This window comes from Telmatobacter sp. DSM 110680 (genome assembly GCF_039994875.1).
Taxonomy (GTDB): domain Bacteria; phylum Acidobacteriota; class Terriglobia; order Terriglobales; family Acidobacteriaceae; genus Telmatobacter.
Map to the genome: position 1 here is coordinate 4,384,731 of NZ_CP121196.1, position 17,362 is coordinate 4,402,092.

Annotated in this window: 13 protein-coding genes; 8 read left to right on the forward strand and 5 right to left on the reverse strand. The window is 55.5% G+C overall.

The features are described from left to right. Nucleotides 1-226: 226 nt before the first annotated feature. Nucleotides 227-3,601 (forward strand): carboxypeptidase-like regulatory domain-containing protein, encoded by a 3,375-nt coding sequence (locus P8935_RS18075; RefSeq protein ID WP_348261698.1) that lies wholly within the window; start codon nucleotides 227-229, stop codon nucleotides 3,599-3,601. Nucleotides 3,602-3,702: 101 nt separating this feature from the next. On the opposite strand, the gene P8935_RS18080 is transcribed toward P8935_RS18075, so the two are convergent. Continuing rightward, nucleotides 3,703-4,614: an alpha/beta hydrolase gene (locus P8935_RS18080; RefSeq protein WP_348261699.1), complete on the reverse strand. Its 912-nt coding sequence runs from the start codon at nucleotides 4,612-4,614 to the stop codon at nucleotides 3,703-3,705. Further along, a complete protein-coding gene (locus P8935_RS18085; RefSeq protein WP_348261700.1) occupies nucleotides 4,611-5,099 on the reverse strand; it encodes an NUDIX hydrolase in 489 nt (162 codons plus the stop codon). The genes P8935_RS18080 and P8935_RS18085 overlap by 4 nt, the downstream gene beginning before the upstream one ends. Nucleotides 5,100-5,225: 126 nt before the next feature. Between P8935_RS18085 and P8935_RS18090 the strand changes: the two genes are divergently transcribed. Genes P8935_RS18090 through P8935_RS18105 form a run of 4 tightly spaced genes read left to right on the forward strand, consistent with a single transcriptional unit; the run spans nucleotide 5,226 to nucleotide 11,877 of the window. Then, entirely contained in the window at nucleotides 5,226-5,435 is a 210-nt protein-coding gene (locus tag P8935_RS18090; RefSeq protein WP_348261701.1) for a heavy-metal-associated domain-containing protein, read from the forward strand. Between the two features lie 8 nt (nucleotides 5,436-5,443). Beyond that, a complete protein-coding gene (locus tag P8935_RS18095) occupies nucleotides 5,444-7,708 on the forward strand; it encodes a heavy metal translocating P-type ATPase (RefSeq protein WP_348261702.1) in 2,265 nt (754 codons plus the stop codon). 21 nt (nucleotides 7,709-7,729) lie between these two features. Beyond that, on the forward strand, nucleotides 7,730-10,066 hold the full coding sequence (gene lptG / locus P8935_RS18100) for an LPS export ABC transporter permease LptG (RefSeq protein WP_348261703.1): 2,337 nt from the start codon (nucleotides 7,730-7,732) through the stop codon (nucleotides 10,064-10,066). A gap of 59 nt (nucleotides 10,067-10,125) precedes the next feature. Continuing rightward, entirely contained in the window at nucleotides 10,126-11,877 is a 1,752-nt protein-coding gene (locus P8935_RS18105; protein WP_348261704.1) for an ABC transporter ATP-binding protein, read from the forward strand. A 1-nt stretch (nucleotide 11,878) separates the two neighbouring features. On the opposite strand, the gene fliS is transcribed toward P8935_RS18105, so the two are convergent. From fliS to P8935_RS18120, 3 genes are all read right to left on the reverse strand, one after another. Next, nucleotides 11,879-12,349, reverse strand: coding sequence for a flagellar export chaperone FliS (gene fliS / locus P8935_RS18110; RefSeq protein WP_348261705.1), 471 nt, complete (start codon nucleotides 12,347-12,349; stop codon nucleotides 11,879-11,881). Nucleotides 12,350-12,359: 10 nt separating this feature from the next. Beyond that, the gene (gene fliD / locus P8935_RS18115) at nucleotides 12,360-13,805 is read right to left on the reverse strand and encodes a flagellar filament capping protein FliD (protein ID WP_348261706.1); all 1,446 of its coding nucleotides are present in this window, start codon (nucleotides 13,803-13,805) and stop codon (nucleotides 12,360-12,362) included. A 164-nt stretch (nucleotides 13,806-13,969) separates the two neighbouring features. Next, a complete protein-coding gene (locus P8935_RS18120) occupies nucleotides 13,970-15,169 on the reverse strand; it encodes a flagellin (RefSeq protein WP_348261707.1) in 1,200 nt (399 codons plus the stop codon). A 246-nt stretch (nucleotides 15,170-15,415) separates the two neighbouring features. Here P8935_RS18120 and P8935_RS18125 point away from each other — a divergent pair, with 246 nt between their 5' ends. Genes P8935_RS18125 through P8935_RS18135 form a run of 3 tightly spaced genes read left to right on the forward strand, consistent with a single transcriptional unit; the run spans nucleotide 15,416 to nucleotide 17,357 of the window. Next, nucleotides 15,416-15,748, forward strand: a complete 333-nt coding sequence (locus tag P8935_RS18125; RefSeq protein ID WP_348261708.1) for a flagellar FlbD family protein — start codon at nucleotides 15,416-15,418, stop codon at nucleotides 15,746-15,748. 41 nt (nucleotides 15,749-15,789) lie between these two features. After that, nucleotides 15,790-16,563, forward strand: a complete 774-nt coding sequence (locus tag P8935_RS18130) for a flagellar motor protein (RefSeq protein WP_348261709.1) — start codon at nucleotides 15,790-15,792, stop codon at nucleotides 16,561-16,563. A gap of 17 nt (nucleotides 16,564-16,580) precedes the next feature. Continuing rightward, on the forward strand, nucleotides 16,581-17,357 hold the full coding sequence (locus P8935_RS18135) for a flagellar motor protein MotB (protein ID WP_348261710.1): 777 nt from the start codon (nucleotides 16,581-16,583) through the stop codon (nucleotides 17,355-17,357). Nucleotides 17,358-17,362: the final 5 nt, after the last annotated feature.

Below are 17,362 nucleotides of genomic sequence, written 5' to 3' on the forward strand. Positions count from 1 at the left end.
GGTGGCCTTTTTGCAGGCGGTCAACCGAAGGGTGGAGGGTCTTGCCCAACCTTCCTCCGATGCTCGTGACGACTTGAAGCCTCATTCTCGAAGTAGCCTAAGCGCCAACTTCTCTGATGCTTGCAATTCATCAGGCACACCAAAGCTCATAACAGCTGCACCGCGACTTCAGAAATAATTTCCCTATCTCGCGGGCACCCGAGTTCCATCACTTAGGAGAGTCAAGTTGCGCAAATCGTCCATAGTTTTACTCTGCCTTTTCACAGCCTTCGTCACAGCCCAGGCACAGAGCAACTACGCAGTTGTGCGCGGGTCCATCTTCGATCCTCAGCATCATGCCGTGGTGGGCGCACATATTCATCTGAGCGAAACCAGTACTGGCGCTGCACGCGAAGTTGTTTCAAATGCGACCGGACTCTACGAGATCGCAGGATTGCAGCCAGGCGCATACTCGCTCAAAGTTGACAGCCAAGGCTTCGCACAATCAGAAGAAAACATCGACCTCGAAGTTGGACAGCAGGCAACGCTTGACGTTGTTTTGCGCGTTAACAAAGAATCCCAGACCGTTACCGTTGCAGCTTCGGGCGAACTTCTCAAGACGCAGGACGCAAGCGTTGGAGAAGTCGTCGATCAGCATTCAGTCGATTCCCTCCCCCTAAACGGCCGCATGCTGATCGATCTCGTTCTTACGGTTCCTGGCGCTCACGTGAGCCATGGGGCTGCGACGGGCGACATGAATCCTCTCTATTGGCGCCCCGGCCAGCGTTCAGCAGTGAGCATTGGCGGTAGCCGCCCTAATGGAAACTACTTTCTGCTCGACGGTGCGACAAATACTGACCCGACTTTCAGCACCCAAAACCTGAGCGCCTCGCCCGATGCGGTGCAGGAGTTCCAGGTGCAAACAGGCAGCTATGCGGCGGACATGGGTGGTGCGGGCGGCGGCCAGATCAATATCGTCACGCGCTCGGGAACAGCGCATCTCCATGGAACTGTGTATGAATTTCTGCGGAACGGCGACATGGATGCCCACTCGTTCAATGACATGGGCATGTCGAATTTCCTGGTGCAGAACAACTTTGGCGCATCGGTGGGCGGCCCGGTATGGCACACCGGCAAGACCTTCTTCTTCGTCAATTACGAAGGACTGCGCAATGTCGAGACCATGGCCATGGTTGACACCGTCCCTACCGCTGCTGAAGCTACGGGCGACTTCAGCCAGAGCGGCGTAAACATCTACGATCCGGCGACCACGCAGGCCAATCCAAGCTTTAACCCGAGTCTGCCTGTCAGCAAGTCAAACCCGCAGTACATCCGCCAGCAGTTTGAATATAACGGCGTGTTGAATGTAATCCCGCCGAGCCGTCTCACTCAGGCTGCCTCAATCATGCTGAACAAATACACGCCCCAGCCCAACACCATGGACATGGGTTCAATGACGATGATGGGACAGCCCACGGTGGTCGGTGCGGGCAATGATGCTAACAATTATCTGGACCTGCGCAAGCAGCGTATGAACGATGACCAGGGCACTGTCCGCATCGATCACAATTTCGGGAACGGCGATCTTGCCTACTTCCGCTACTCCGGTGCGGGCGAATTCGGTTTCATGCCGGAAGGGCTTCCAGGTTTCGGCTTTTACCACGACGACCTCGCACAGAACGGAATCCTTGCCTGGAACCACGTCTTCTCATCGCAGCTAGTAAATTCGGCGTCCGGGGCGATTTCGCGTCTCACGATGATGCATAGTACTGAAAGCGCCAACAGAAACGATATCGTTACCGAATTAGGTATCACTGGCACCGGCTTTGGTGGACCCGCTGCATGGGGCGCGCCTTACTTCAACGTGCAGGGATATACGCCGATGGGCGACAACTACATCGCGACTCCGATGCATGCCTGGGACACGGTGATCGAAGGTCGCGACACGTTGAACTGGCAGATCGGAAGGCACAGCGCAAAGTTCGGAGGATCGTATCGTGACTTCATCTGGCCGATGTGGGGCTTCTTCCAGAACCGCGGCTACTACCAGTTCACCAATGGATTCACGACTCAGGATGCGCTGAACGATGGCACAGGATCTGCACTTGCCAGCTTTGAGCTTGGGCTTCCGGCAGCGCGGCAGGGCCAGGCCGGCGTTCCCCAGATGGATCTGCGGCAGTGGTACGCCGACGGATACGCACAGGATTCATGGCGTTTGACTACGACAACAACGTTGACCTACGGGGTGCGCTACGAATTCATGAGCCCTCTGGTCGATATTCGCTACACCAACAGCAATCTTGATCTCAGCAGCGGCACACCACAGGTTTTCATCGGCGGGCAAAACGGATATCCCAAAGGCCTGATGTATGCCAATCACACCAATTTTGCTCCGCGACTTGGCCTGGCACAAAGCATTCCGCACCTCGGCGTGGTTGCGCATGTGGCCTACGGCATTTTCTATACGCCCGTAGATATGAATACCTGGTGCAATCAGCGCCACAATGTGCCGTATGTCTTCCCGCTCACTTCGCAGAGCGATCCCTATCTGCCGAGCATCAATACATTGAACTTCCCTGCCCCTGTGCTGGGCACCAGCGTCGTGAGCTTCACATCTGTGCAACTGCATGCGCCGGCGCAATACATTCAGCAGTGGAGCACGTCGCTAGAAAAGCAGGTCGGCAAAGCGACGACTGTCGAACTCGGATATCTGGGAGCCGGTGGATTCCACCTGCAGCGTTCACACTTGATCAATAATGCCGAGCCGGGCCCAGGCTTGATTCAGCCGCGGCGGCCACACCCCAAGATCAGCTTCGTGGCCAACACGGTATTCCCGGCAGGCGTTAACGTTGCCAGCTCTACTTTTCCGGTAAGCACGATCAACCTGCTTGAGAACACATCACAAAGCTGGTATGACGCGGGATACGTGAACGTGCGTCAGCGATATTCGAACGGCCTGAGCTTTCTTGCGAATTACACGTTTGCGAAGTCGCTGGAAAATGCGCCGGATTTTCGGTCGCCAATGTTTGAGGCAGCAACGCCGCAAAACAACGACGACCTGAACGCGGAGAAAGGGCCCGGCTGCGATGTGAAGCACCGCTTCGCGCTCAGCGCCGTGTATAGCTCTCATGCCATGGGTACGAACCACCTGATGCAGGCACTCAGCCGCGATTGGAGAGGTTCAATGGTATTCCAGGCTCAAACCGGATTCCCGCTGACCATCTCAGTCTTTGGCGACACTGCCAATGCCGGAACGGTTGTCGGAGAAAATCCCATTCGCGCCAACGTTACGGGACAGAAGGTCTTTGCGTCCGGAACCCGCAACTCCACAACATGGTTCAACCCGAGTGCGTTTGCCGCTCCCGCCGCCTACACTTACGGGAATTCGGGTCGCAATTCTGTCTACGGACCTGGAATGCAAACCATGGATCTAGGACTTGTTCGTGAATTCCCAATGGCTGAAAAAGCTCGCTTCGAAGCTCGAGCGGAGTTCTTTAACGCACTGAACCACACCAACCTCGGCACGCCGAATCGGTTCGTGAATACATCGAGCTTCGGCAGCATCACCGAGGTTTCATCACCGGGCCGTGAGATTCAGTTGAGCGCGCGCATCAGCTTCTAAGGAGTCTGCAATTGGAAAAAGGCGAGGCCAATGGGCTTCGCCCTTTTTTTGCTTTTGAGTCTCATCGACACTGAGTCTCGCGGATACTCGGCATACCAGTGCTACTGCTTCAGGAAACTGACCATTCCTGGACCGATCTGGCCGGCGCACTCATTGGGCGCAAGATGACCGCAGCCGGGGATGATATTCATCCGCGACTGCGGAATGAGCTGGTGAATCTTCTGGCCTTCGCTCAATGGAGTGATCTGATCAACGTCGCCCCACACAAGCAACACGGGCATCTTGAGAGTGGGTAAAAGAGCGTCCGTGGTATCGCGTCCGGTCAGCATCGAGTCGATGGCGCGATGAATGATCCATGCATGTTCACGCGACGTGCGGAGTATGTCCTCCGCGACGAACCTTGGCAGTCGTGGCGGATGAGGCATCAGTAGTGCGTCGAATTTTTCGAGCTCTGCCGGAGAAACTGGCGTGAACAGCTTGATGTCCCAGTCCGGCTTTACATAGGGACCTGCGCTGTCAAACAGCATCAATCTGCGAATTCGTTCCGGATGTTCCGCGGCTACAAGCTGCACGATCCATCCGCCCATCGACCAGCCGCCGAGATCCACCTGCTTAAGTCCAAGAGCATCGAAAAAGCTCGTAACCACTTTTGCTTCGTCTCTGACGGAGTAGGAAAAATCCGCAGGCTTATCACTCTCGCCGTAACCCGGCAAGTCGGGGAGGTATACGCGATAGCCTGCCCTTGCGAGGTAAGGCGCCAGCTTTTCCCAATCCTCAGAGCGTCCGCCCAGACCATGGACAAGAACCACAACCGAACCGTCGGCAGGTCCAAGAGTGTAGTAGTGGACACGAATTTCGCCCAAATCGATGTAGTTGCTGCGCGCGCCGATGAAATACATCTGCCCCTTGTTGAAGACGCGAAAGACACTGAGAGGACGCAGCCAGAATGCCAATCCCAGGGTGATGACGAGTGCCAGAAAAACGAATACGAACCATTTTGCCAGGCGCTTCAACTTGGCTCCTGTTTGGTAAAAGATAAAGTCTTGGCACGCTGCCACCCAGCTTCAATCACCCGCACCGTAATGGGATCAAGTGCCAGCGCGCTGTGACTGTTCCACTCGGCACGCTCAACCCAGCGGACTGCATCGGCATCGGAAGCAGCCTGCAAGACTCCCCCGACCACCCGGCAAAGATAATCTGCGATTACGTAGTGATAGCGCACGCGTTCGCCTTCCGGACCCGTTTCTCTATAGATGCGATCAAGCAGTTCTATGAGTTCCAGGACCTCCACGGTCAGGCCCGTTTCTTCCTGGATCTCGCGCACCACACCGCCGGTTAGCGACTCGCCCAGTTCCAGCATCCCGCCGGGTAGCGACCATTTCCCTTTCAAGGGTTCACGACCCCTCTGCACCAGCAGGACACGGCCTTGGTCGACGACAACTGCTCCCACGCCGATAATCGGCGCGTCCGGAAATTCACGATTTAGAGATTTTGGCACCTTGTCTGCTTTCTACCATAGATCGCGGCGCGTCACTTGCGTAACCAGATAAAGTCACTCGGATCAACTTCTTGCGGGTATGCATCGAATGAACGCGAGTATCATCAAAGCTATCAGGAGAGCATCATGGCGGAGTTCGTGTTGCACATCGATGGAATGCATTGTGGCTCGTGCGTCAGGCGTGTAACCCAGGCACTGAACACGACAGGCGACGTAGAGGTGCAGGAGGTCCGCATCGGGGCGGCCAGATTGAAGTCGGCCGCTGACAACCCGCCTGTCGATGCAGCCATAGCTGCTCTTGCCAAGGCTGGATTCAGCGCACGATTGGAGCAATAAGCAGCAAGATGGCTTCATCCGCCACAGAGTCTATTTCACTACCGGTCATTGGGATGACGTGTGCCTCCTGCCAGCACCACGTGGAGAGTGCTCTACAGTCCACAGCCGGGGTAGTTTCTGCGCATGTTGACCTGATGGCCAATCGAGCTAGCATCGTTTTCGATCCGAGCGAGGCGTCGCCACAACGCCTGATCGAGTCTATTCGCAGTTCCGGCTACGACGCCGTTCTTCCTCATCCCGGAGGATCTGTTGCCGAAAAATCAGAAAGTTCCTACGGCAAAGCCGAAGCAAAAGCCGCGGCGACCCTGATTGCCGGCGGAATTGCCATGTTGTTGGCCATGCCGCTTGGTTCAGAAATGGGTCCAGTCGATCATTTTCTAATGGGCCTGATGCCCTGGCTCTACCAATTACAGCCGGACTATATTCGCTGGGGCCTGATGACAGTTACGTGGCTCTTGATGGTGTGGGCAGGTCGCGATATTTACATTGCAGCGGCCCGCGGCTTACAGCATGGAAGCACCAACATGAATACCCTGGTAAGCCTGGGAACCGGAGTGGCCTTTTTGTATTCGGCTTACGCCACAATCTTTCCGGCACCGGACCGCCAGGTTTATTTCGATGCAGTTCTGCTGATTATTGGATTTTTGCTTCTCGGCAAAGCGCTGGAGGCTCGCGCGAAGCGGCGTGCTCTGGCTGCGGTTCACGCATTGAGCCGGTTACGCCCGGCCACCGCTCGCCGCATTGCCGGCGGTGTCGAAACGGTTGTATCACTCGAAGACGTTCGCATTGGCGACAAGATCCTGGTGCTTCCTGGTGAGCGCATTCCCGTTGACGCGAGTATCGTCGAGGGTCAAACCAGTGTCGATGAATCAATGCTGACTGGAGAAGCTACTCCACTTGCCCGAGGAATTGGAGACCGGGTGCTGGCAGGTTCTCTGAACTACGACGGGGCCATCACCTGCAAGGCAGAGTCGCTCGGCGAAGATACGGTTCTCGCGCAAATTACGCGCATGGTGGAACAGGCGCAGTCGTCGCGCGCACCCACTGAACGACTCGCCGATCGCGCCAGCTCTATCTTTGTGCCGGTTGTTCTAGTGCTCGCTTGTGCAACGTTTGCCGTCTGGATGACTGTGACGCATTCTGTTTCGATGGCACTGGCCAGTACTGTCTCGGTGCTCGTTATCGCATGCCCATGCGCCATGGGACTCGCGGTTCCGGCGGCACTCACCGTCGCTGTTGGGCGGGCTGCGCAACTGGGTCTGCTTTACAAAGGCGGAGAAGCGCTGGAGCGGCTCTCCAATCTCAACGCCATCGTTCTCGACAAGACGGGAACCCTGACCATCGGCCGACCTGTATTGCAGGCCGTGCGTCCCGTCAAGGGATACAGCGAAGATGATCTCCTCCGCATGGCAGCTGCCGCCGAGGAGCGTTCAAACCATCCACTCGCACATGCGGTAGTCGATGCAGCCAGAGCACGCTCGATCAAGTGGGAACCAGCGTCGGAAGTCGTGGTGATTCCGGGTCGGGGAGTCGCCGCACGGGTCGAAGACTATAACTGCCTGCTTGGAAACGAGGCACTATTCCAAGAGTCGGCGATTCGCTTCCCGGACAGCATTCCTCCGGTGAGACCCGGCGTCACCCGGCTCTGGATGGCTCTCGACTATCAATCGATTGGATGTTTCGACGCGCGCGACTCCCTGCGACCCGACGCCAGCAGCGCAGTCGCTGCCCTTCGAAACAGCGGTCTGCGGGTGCTGATGCTTACCGGAGATTCGGCAGCAGCGTCCGCACCTATTGCCAATCAGGCAGGCATTGGAGAAGTGGAAGCTGGGCTCGATCCAGCTGGCAAACTCGCGCGCATCCGCTCGTTGCAGCAGCAGCGCCTTCGCGTTGCCATGGTCGGCGACGGAATCAACGACGCGGCCGCTCTGGCCCAGGCGGATGCCGGTATCTCGATGGGAAGTGGGTCAGACCTGGCACAGGAAGCAGGCGACGTGGTGCTGTTAAGGGCGCAACCGGCAGCAATCATCGCGGCAATCGATCTGGCCAAGGCTACCGTCGGTGTGATGCGGCAGAACCTGATGTGGGCCGCAGCCTACAACGTCATCGGTATCCCACTCGCGGCGGGGGCACTCTATCCGGTGTTTCATGTTCTGATCAACCCCTGGATTGCTGCGGCCGCTATGGCGCTTAGCTCCGTTAGCGTTCTAGCAAACAGTTTGCGCCTGCGTTCCTGGCAACCACACTCGCTACCCGACGCACCGGCAAGCTAAACTGGTGAATGAGCCCCAACTGTGCGCATCCTCACCCGCTACATCCTCGGCGAGATTCTCTCCTACACGCTCATCGGTTGCGCAATTTTCACGTTCATCCTGTTCATGCGCGATCTGAACCACATCCTTGAGGCGGTGGTTCGCAATAGTTCAACGTTTGAAAGCATCGCTGAAGTTTTCGTTTTCAATCTTCCGAATACATTCAAAGTCACAATCCCGATGGCCGTGCTCGTCGGCATTCTCCTGGGACTTAGCCGCCTGGCAGCTGATAGCGAAATCATTGCGATGCGCGCTTCAGGTTTGGGCATCGGTTACTTTGTACGAGTCGCTTCAGTGGTTGCGATCGGCGGGACCCTGCTGGGGCTGGTGAATTCTCTCTTCATTGCGCCGCGCGCTAACCGAGCCATCCTCGAGATGCAGCAGGAACTGGAGACTTCCCAGGCATCGTACGAGATTCAGCCGCGCGTTTTTTATGAGGATTTCCGCAACGCCGTTCTCTATGTACAAAATGTGCGCGGAGGCACTGGCGCCTCGAACTGGGATCAGGTCTTTATGGCTGATGTCACTGATCCTGGCAACCCGATCATCACAACCGCCGCATCAGCAACGGTAGTGAATGATTCGACGCTGGAGCTCTTGATGAGGCTTCGCGATGGATCCCGACATGAGACCGTTGCAGGACAGCCGACGCAATACAACATTTCCACCTTCCAGAAGACAGATCTGCCGCTCTCGCTAAGTCCTCAGAGCGAAATGCACCTGGGCCGCATGGATACAGCGATCTACGCGTTGCCGATGCGCGCGCTGGAGGAGCGCACGCGTGGACCGGATGGAAGGAGATTCCTTCTCGAGTTGCATACGAGGTTTTCGTACCCGGTTGCATGTCTGGTTCTCATGCTTGTCGGGGTGCCTCTCGGAGTCATTTCGCGACGGGGCGGAAAAAGTTCAGGACTGGTTTTCACCGTACTGCTGGTGCTGCTTTACTACATTCTTTCCTACACCGGGATAGCGCTAAGCCGGCAAGGCAAGCTCTCGCCTTTCCTCGGAGTGTGGATGGCCAATTTGCTTTTTGCCGCTGGCGGCAGCTTCCTTCTTTGGCAGATGGCCAGCGGGGGCCGCGTTCTCAGCTCAATCGCGAACTTGGTTTCGCGCGCGCCCAAACCCCGTATTCCCGTAAAGACAAATGGGGCACATCTTTCGCACTTGCTCGAAAAATTTCAGCCGCGTTCTGTCCGCATTGTTTCGCGTGGACTCTTCCCGCGCCTTCTTGACGCTTACGTAGTACGCGAGTTCTTCGGCATGTTTGTGCTTGTACTGACGAGCTTCGTCATGCTCATGCTGGTTTTCACGTTCTTTGAGCTGGTCGGAGATATCATTCGCAATCACATCGCGCTCGGGACAGTGGGGGATTACCTCTTCAACCTAGCGCCCAGCATGGTCTACCAGATCACACCGCTTGCCGTCCTGATCGCTGCCCTCGTAACTTTTGGTGTACTGAATCGCCATAGCGAAATTGTGGCCATGAAGGCCACGGGGATTAGCCTGTACCGTCTGGTAGTTCCAATTGTCTCAATCTCGGCGGTTCTGGCCATCTGCCTGTTCATGTTCGATGACTATTACCTTCCCTCGGCGAACCGTCGCCAGGAAGCGCTGCGAAGCACCATCAAGGGCAGACCACCACAGACCTTTCTGCATCCTGAACAAAAGTGGATGTTCGGCCAATCACGTCCGGGCGAGCAGGGACACATTTTTTACTACCAGTTCTTCGACGCGGATGATGATGCCTTCGTCAATCTCTCGATCTTCGAATTCAATCCCTCAACGTTTGCATTGTCGCGAAGAATCTTCGCATCGCGGGCAGTGTGGGATGAGCGAACCGAAACCTGGCGATTCCACAATGGTTGGGTGAGAAACATCGAAGGTAACAACTCGGAGTACAGCGAGTTTACGAGCACCAGCTTTGCGGAGATTCAAGAGGATCCGGGGTATTTCAAGAAAGAAAACCTGCAATCTCAGGAGATGAACTTCAGCCAGCTTGATGGCTATATTCGCGACCTGCGCCAGAGCGGGTTCGACACCATGCGCCTGCGGGTGGCCTTGTGGCACAAGCTTGCTTATCCGCTCATCGCGATCGTCATGGCCGTGCTGGCGATCCCTTTTGCGCTTTCCATGGGGCGTCGGGGCTCCCTTACCGGCATCGCTGTGGCCATATCGGTGGCTCTCGCGTATTGGGTTGTGGACGGCTTGTTCAGCGCTATGGGCAACGTGAATTACCTTCCTGCCGCGCTGGCTGCCTGGTCCCCCGATATCCTGTTTGGGTTGGCCGGCGGTTACCTACTGCTTAGAACTCCGACTTGAGCATTCGATTCACAGAAGACCCAATCGACGGCTAGCATCATGCCCCGTACAATGGAAATATGCTTCGCGAACTGGGCCCGCTGCTCCGCTATATGCGCCGTTATCGTTGGGGCTACCTTTGGGGTACGCTAGCATGCATCGCCACGAATATAGCGGCAGTCCAGGGGCCGCAGATTTTAAGAAAAACAATTGATGAACTGGAACGCGGAGTTTCCCGCGAGCGCATCGTTTTTCTGGCCTGCGTGTTCATCGGAATTTACATCGTTAAGGGAATTTTCCTCTACGCCCAGCGCTGGATCCTGATTGGAATTTCTCGGGAGATCGAGTTCGATCTTCGCAACGACCTTTTTCTGCAACTGGAGCGGCAGGACGCAAACTTCTACCAGAAATACCGCACCGGCGACGTTATGGCCCGGATGACCAATGATCTGAACGCGGTGCGTATGCTGCTGGGTCCGGCCCTGATGTACAGCGCTAACACGGTGTTTTTTACGGTAGGCGCCCTTTATTTTCTCCTTCGCATCAGTCCGTGGTTGACACTTGTGGCGTGGGCTCCAATGCCGCTGGCCAGCATTCTGGTTCAATACTTCGGCCGCAAAATTCACGATCGCTTCGAGAAGATTCAGGAAAGCTTCTCCGAGATATCGTCGCAGGCTCAAGAGAATTATTCAGGCGCGCGACTGGTTCGGGCATTCGGACGCGAACAATCGCAGATGAGCCTGTTCGAAAAATTGAATCGCCAATATATTCATCGGGCCCAGGGTCTGGTCCAACTGATGGGCATGTTGTGGCCGACACTCGAGTTCATCCTGGGCATAGCCATGATCATCACGCTGCTCGTTGGTGGTCACGAGGTGGTCGCACACCGCATCACGCCTGGCGATTTCGTGGCATTCAACACCTACATGATCCTGCTGATCTGGCCCATCATCGCTGTGGGCTGGGTCGTTAATCTCTTTCAACGTGGAACAGCCTCGGTGAAACGTATCGATGAAATCCTGCGTGCGGTTCCCGGAATCGACGATAGCGAGGCTGATCCGGCGATTTCCGGCGATGCTCTTCTTCGCGGAGAGATCGAGTTTCGCAATCTAAATTTCAGTTACGGCGAGACGCAGGTTCTGCGCGACATCTCCCTCAAGATTCCTGCAGGGTCGAGCCTCGCTATTGTAGGACCAACGGGGTCAGGAAAAACGACTCTGGTTAACCTCATCGCTCGTCTGTACGAAGCGCCGGAAGGTTCCTTGTGCATGGATGGGCGCCCGATTCGCAAGTATCCGTTGGAAGTGGTGCGTCGCAACCTGGGAATCGTGCCACAAGAAACTTTTCTATTCAGCGAGACGATCCGCGAGAATCTTGCCTTCGGCGTCTCGGCCAGTTCCGATGAAGAACTTCTGCAGGCAGCTGAAGCCGCACATATCCGACGTGAATTCGAGGATTTTCCGCAGGGATTCGAGACGATGGTAGGCGAACGCGGTATGACGCTGTCGGGCGGCCAGAAGCAACGCCTGGCTATTGCGCGCGCGCTGCTACGGCGACCCGCGATATTGGTATTAGATGACGCCCTCGCCAGCGTCGATACTTATACCGAGGAACGCATTCTGGGTGGATTGCGCAACTACACGACTACATCCACCACGATTCTGATTTCGCACCGCGTATCAACTGTGCGCAATGCTGACCAGATCGCGGTGTTGGATCATGGCAAGATTGTGGAGATAGGCCGCCACGATGAGTTACTGGCGCTTGATGGCTACTATGCGAGTCTCTACCAGAAACAGCAACTGGAAGAAGAACTGACGGTCGCCGGCTAATTCAGGCCGTCCAGTTGCCCGCAGCATGCGTCTCGGTGCGAGACATCCAGGTGGCACCCGTTGCGGGACTTGAAGAGATCCCGCCCGTCAATTGACCGGGGTTAATCTGACTGTCATGAGAATCTGCAAAGACTTGCTTCCAGGCGTCCCGCACGTTGCGCACATTGGCAATTACCTGCTCGAATTTTGTCCTGGAATTCTGCTGCGAACCCTGAAGCATCAGTGCAAACATGGCAACATAGAAATCGGAGAGGGACTCAGCGGCGTTGCCACCGACTTCCTTGTCGAGCGTCGCCTGTAGACGAACAACGATGTCCATCGCCCGCTTCACCGCCGCGCGACGCGCTTCTACGTCCTTCCGGCCCACTGCCTCCGCGGCATTGTGCATGAAGCGAATGATGCCGTCGTAGAGTGCGATGGTGAGTTCAACTCCGGAGGCTCCCTCAAGAGAGTGTGCCCGATACGCATCCATGCTAATGCTCCTAGCCGTTCTGATTCCGGCTGTAGCCGGTGACAGCGCTATACATCTCGCTGACCTGCTGAATCATTTCTGGAATCGATTGCAAAATCTGATTGGCGGTATTCAGCTCCGTTGTCAGCCTTGCCTTCTGCGTGGCAATCAATGCCTCCTGCTTGGAGACATTGTCATTTAACGTGGTTTCCTGGCTGCTGTTCTCACTGAGGGCCAGACTGATCGCGCCTCCGTCAGCGCTGCTATTGCCAAGACCATTCAACGTATTCGTAAAAGACGCACCAAAACTCCCTGTGTCTTGAAACAGCGAGACCACCTGATTGAAATTGCTGTTCAGCGCGCTGCTAAGCTTGTCTGCGTCGAGACTGATCGTGCCGTCTGCGCTTGCATTTGCGGTGATACCAAGTGAAATCAGCGAATTGATGGAGTTGGAGCCGAAGGATGAACTCACTGCCGAAAGCAAGCCCTCCTGCAACTGCGCCAAAACAGATGTGCCATATAGCGGCTCTGGATTTCCAGATGAGTCTTTGCCCTCCTGGGCATTGATGGCCTTCATCGTAGCGTTGTAGTCCGTCACAAACGTGTTGATCGCCGTCTCAATGCTCGTCGTATCGTTATCGATGACTACCTGCACCGCCTCTGATGTCCCCATTGAACTTGCAGTCCCAGTCGAGAGCAATTGAAAGGTCACGCCCGGGATCGCAGCGGTCACCGTATTCGAGGCGCTGGTGATTCCGGTGACTCCATCGACTGTCATTGTGGCATCGAGGCCATTCTGAATGGTCGCCAGCCCCAGCCCCGTCTTAGTATTGGCGACCGTAGAGTCCGCAAGAGTAGTGGGACTCGCGGGGTCGCTCATCGTGTCGGCAATCGTGATTTGCCCAGCGGAGCCGCTGGTTTGGCTCACTAGTGAGAGTCTCTCGGTGCCATCCGCATTGGTCAGCACACTGGCCGTTACGCCAAGATTAGCGTTGTTGATCGCCCCGGAGAGACCAGAAAGCGTGGCTGCGCTGGAACCATCCCCGACGTTAACCGTTTGCCAATTTCCCGATCCAACCTTGAAAGTGATGCCGCCTGTGAGCGTGTCCGACGCTTTTACCGCATCCGAGGCAGCGCTGGAAGTCTGTGCCAAATTCTGAACCGAGATGGTGTGGGTGCCTGCAACAGCAGTTGCGCTGGCGGATGACAACGTGAGCACGTTTGTATCTGAACTTGACCCCGTTTTGTACGCCATGGTGCCGCTGAAGTCAGTAAGGGTCTGCAGGTCGGTTGATAAGGTAGATAATTGCGTTCCCAGGCTGGTAAGCGTTGTGTCCTTGCTCGTAAGCGCCGTTAACTGTGTCTTCCAAGGCGTCTCTACGGCCTGCAGATTGGTCACAATCTGGTTGACGGTCGTGGTCACATCGAATCCCTGACCGCTCGTAGCCGAGCCAAAACTCAGACCGACTGCCCCCATGCTCTTCCTCCGTGAACCGTCACAATCAGATCAAGGACCAACGCGGGCCAAGCACAATTAGAAATCCTAAAGCAATGGCTTTTGGTAGCAAGGCAAAGTGGGGAACGCCGCAAATTCGCTGCCTTCCCCGCCCTGCTTCTGCATTCAACGTTGACGCTCCGGGGCTACTGGAGCAACTTGGTGATCAGCTGTTGCGACTGGTTAGCCTGCGACAGAGCTGCGATGCCAGTCTGGCTCAGGATCTGGAACTTCGACATATCCGACGTGGCCTGGCCGTAGTCGGTGGCTGTCACGTCATTTTCGGCCGCGAGTGTGTTAGTGGACTGCATAGTCATCACGTTGCCGACTGCACTCAACGTATTGATGTTTGCGCCAAGCGTTCCGCGGTCGGCAGCGACGGTCTTAATTGCTGTGTTGATCAACGAGAGAGCGGCCTGTGCTCCGGATGCGCTTGCAAGACTTGTAGCGGCGTTCCCTCCTGTCGGGGTAAACGAAGTCGTAGCAGCAGTCGTACCAAGGTCATACATGTTCCCTGCACCGTCCGTGTAAACCGCGTCGCCCGCAGTAATCGCGTTACCTGCATAATCTGTTCCGGCAACAGATGCGGCAGCAATATCAGATCCTGTTATGTCTCTCGCGGAATATGCACCAGAAGTTCCTGAAAATGCAAAAGCAGTTGTACCAGTGGAAGCACCTACAACACCCAGAGCAGTCAGATCGTAAGTTGGGTTGCTGCCGGAGCCATCTGTCATCACGAGATCATTCGCTCCAATGGTATTTCCGAGCGAATCCATTCCACCCGATCCCGTCCCTACTGCGGTGTTACCAACCACCACGTTAAGCACGGTGCCTCCCAGGCCGATGGCCCCTGCGCTAAAGGCACCTAACGCCGCACCAGCGTAGGTTTGAGTTGTGCTACCGTCGGAAGTATAGACGTTAGCAGCATTGTTGAAGACGTTGATGCCGTTATATTCCGTGTTTGTCCCGATAGTGTTGATCTCTGTCAAAATCTTTTGATACTCAGAATCCGCTGCACCCTGTTGAGTTCCATTCAGCGTTCCGTTTGACGCCTCTGTCGCCAACGTAATAGACCGGTTGAGCAGGCTGGTGACCTGAGACAATGCTCCGTCAGCCACTTGCAAGAAATCAACGCCTTCCGACGCGTTCTTGGCAGACTGGGTAAGCGCTGTGGACGAAGCTTGGAGACCGTTGGCCAATGAAAGGCCGGCAGCGTCATCGGCGCCGGAGTTGATGCGCGATCCAGAAGACAACTGTTGAAGGGTTTTGGACAGAGAAGCCTGCGTATTACTCAGATTGTTCTGTGCATAGATTGCAGAAATGTTATTCAGGACACCCAAAGCCATTGAAGTTCTCCTTTTGAGCTAACTGATTCGGGTTCCCTGCTTCGGGTGTCTTTCCGGGACGCTTCAGTTCTTGCCGCCCGCCGGATCACCTTGGAGTAGGAACCACGTCGCTCACTGGCTTCATCGGCGACCCTTCGATGGACTTTACAGATTTTTTCAAGAGATCTAGCGATTGTCGTTCCAGTTATCTTCCCGCCATCTCTTGCCGATAAGAAGGTGAGAGATTCGCCATAGGACCGTGTCGCCATGATCGAACTTACGCGCCTTAATGGCACTCCGATGCTGCTGAACAGCGACCTGATCAAAACCGCGGAGGCTTCTCCTGACACCATGCTTACTTTGATCAATGGAGAGAAACTAATTGTGCGCGAAGGGCTGAGCGACGTGCTTGATCGCGTATTGGCGTACCGGGCAGTCTTGCTGGCCACCGTTGCCAGAAAGCTTTCGCCGGTCGATACCCTGCGGCGTGCCTCGGCCTTAACGAGCCTTGAGTTCGCCAGCGAATTAGGTGACCCTGATTCGTGCCCCGATCCCATTGATTCGTGCATTGAACAACAGCACGAGGATAAGGGTCTATGAACACTCAAAGTCACAACCGCATCATCCCTGAGGTGTGATGCATGGATAAGGGAAGCATTGGCGGTGTAATGCTGGCGATCTTCGGTATTATGGCGGGTCTCTGGATGGAGGGGGGCAAGATCAGCCAGATCCTTCAGCCGACCGCCGCCCTTATCGTCTTCGGAGGGACTATGGGAGCGGTCCTCCTGCAGTTTCCATTGAGCACGGTCGCAGCCGCTTTCCGCAGTATGGCGCAAGTGTTTGTTGCTCCCCAGAAGGAGAACCATGAACTCATCCAACTTCTCATTTCAATTGCAAACAAGGCGCGCCGCGATGGAGTGGTTTCGTTAGACGCTGATCTCACTCAGATTACAGATCCATTTCTAAGGCAGTCGCTGATGTTGGCTGTGGATGGAACCGAACCAGCCGAATTGCGCAAGATCATGCGGGTCGCTCTCGATTGTGCATCTGAGCGCGAAGAGCGTCTTCCCCAGGTGTTCGAGTCGGCAGGCGGCTTCTCACCCACCATCGGTATCCTCGGTGCGGTACTGGGACTTATCCAGGTGATGCAGCACCTCGATAACATTCAGGAAGTGGGCCGGGGGATTGCGGTAGCATTCGTCGCCACGATTTACGGTGTCGGCATTGCCAATCTTTTCTTCGTGCCTTTCGCCGGTAAGATTCGCATACACCTACGAGACGACCAGCAGCGTCGAGAAATGATGCTTGAAGGTGTCATTTCGATACTTGAGGGGATGAATCCCCGCATGCTTGCGATGAAATTATCTGGATTCTTCAAGGACACAGAGCCGGGAAAAAAGGAACAGTTGGCGTGAGAACACACCGCTCCAAAGTGAATCACGAACGCTGGCTGGTGTCCTACGCTGATTTCATTACCCTGCTCTTCGCGTTCTTCGTTGTTCTATATGCCTTCTCAAAGGCGGACCAGAAGAAACATGCACAGGTATCCGCTGCGATCGATTCCGGGTTTCAGTCGCTCAGTATTGCGGCAACTCTTCCGAGATCCCGAACTAGCTTTGAGTCGAATAAGTCGTATGTATTCGCTGATCCTTTTCAATTTGCAGTTCAGGTGAACTCAGATGTCGAAGTCCGAACCAATCTTGAATCCATTCGCAGAGATCTTCAAAAAAGGCTTTCAGGTCAGCTTGCTCGAGGAACGGTTTCTATCCAACTGGGTCGCGGAGGGCTAGTTGTCAGTTTGCGCGAAGCGGGTTTCTTTGATTCGGGTTCCGCGATCCCTCGGCCAGAAACGATGGGTACTCTTCACCAGATTTCGGAGTCTCTCGAGAACTGCCATTACGATCTCCGAATTGAGGGACACACCGACACGATTCCAATCCACACTCCAGAATTTGATTCAAACTGGGAACTTTCCTCATCTCGCGCAACCCACATCGCACGCCTGTTGCTGCAGATGGATGCCATATCTCCCCAACAAATCTCCGCAGCCGGATACGCTGAATATCATCCCGTCGTCAGTAACGACAGTATCGAAGGGCGAGCGCAAAACCGGCGCGTGGATATAGTCGTGATGCCGCGCGCGGTGCTTGATATTTCATCTGATGATGCGGAAGACAAGTCGAGCTGGCGCAAGCTTACCAGCCAGTGAGACGA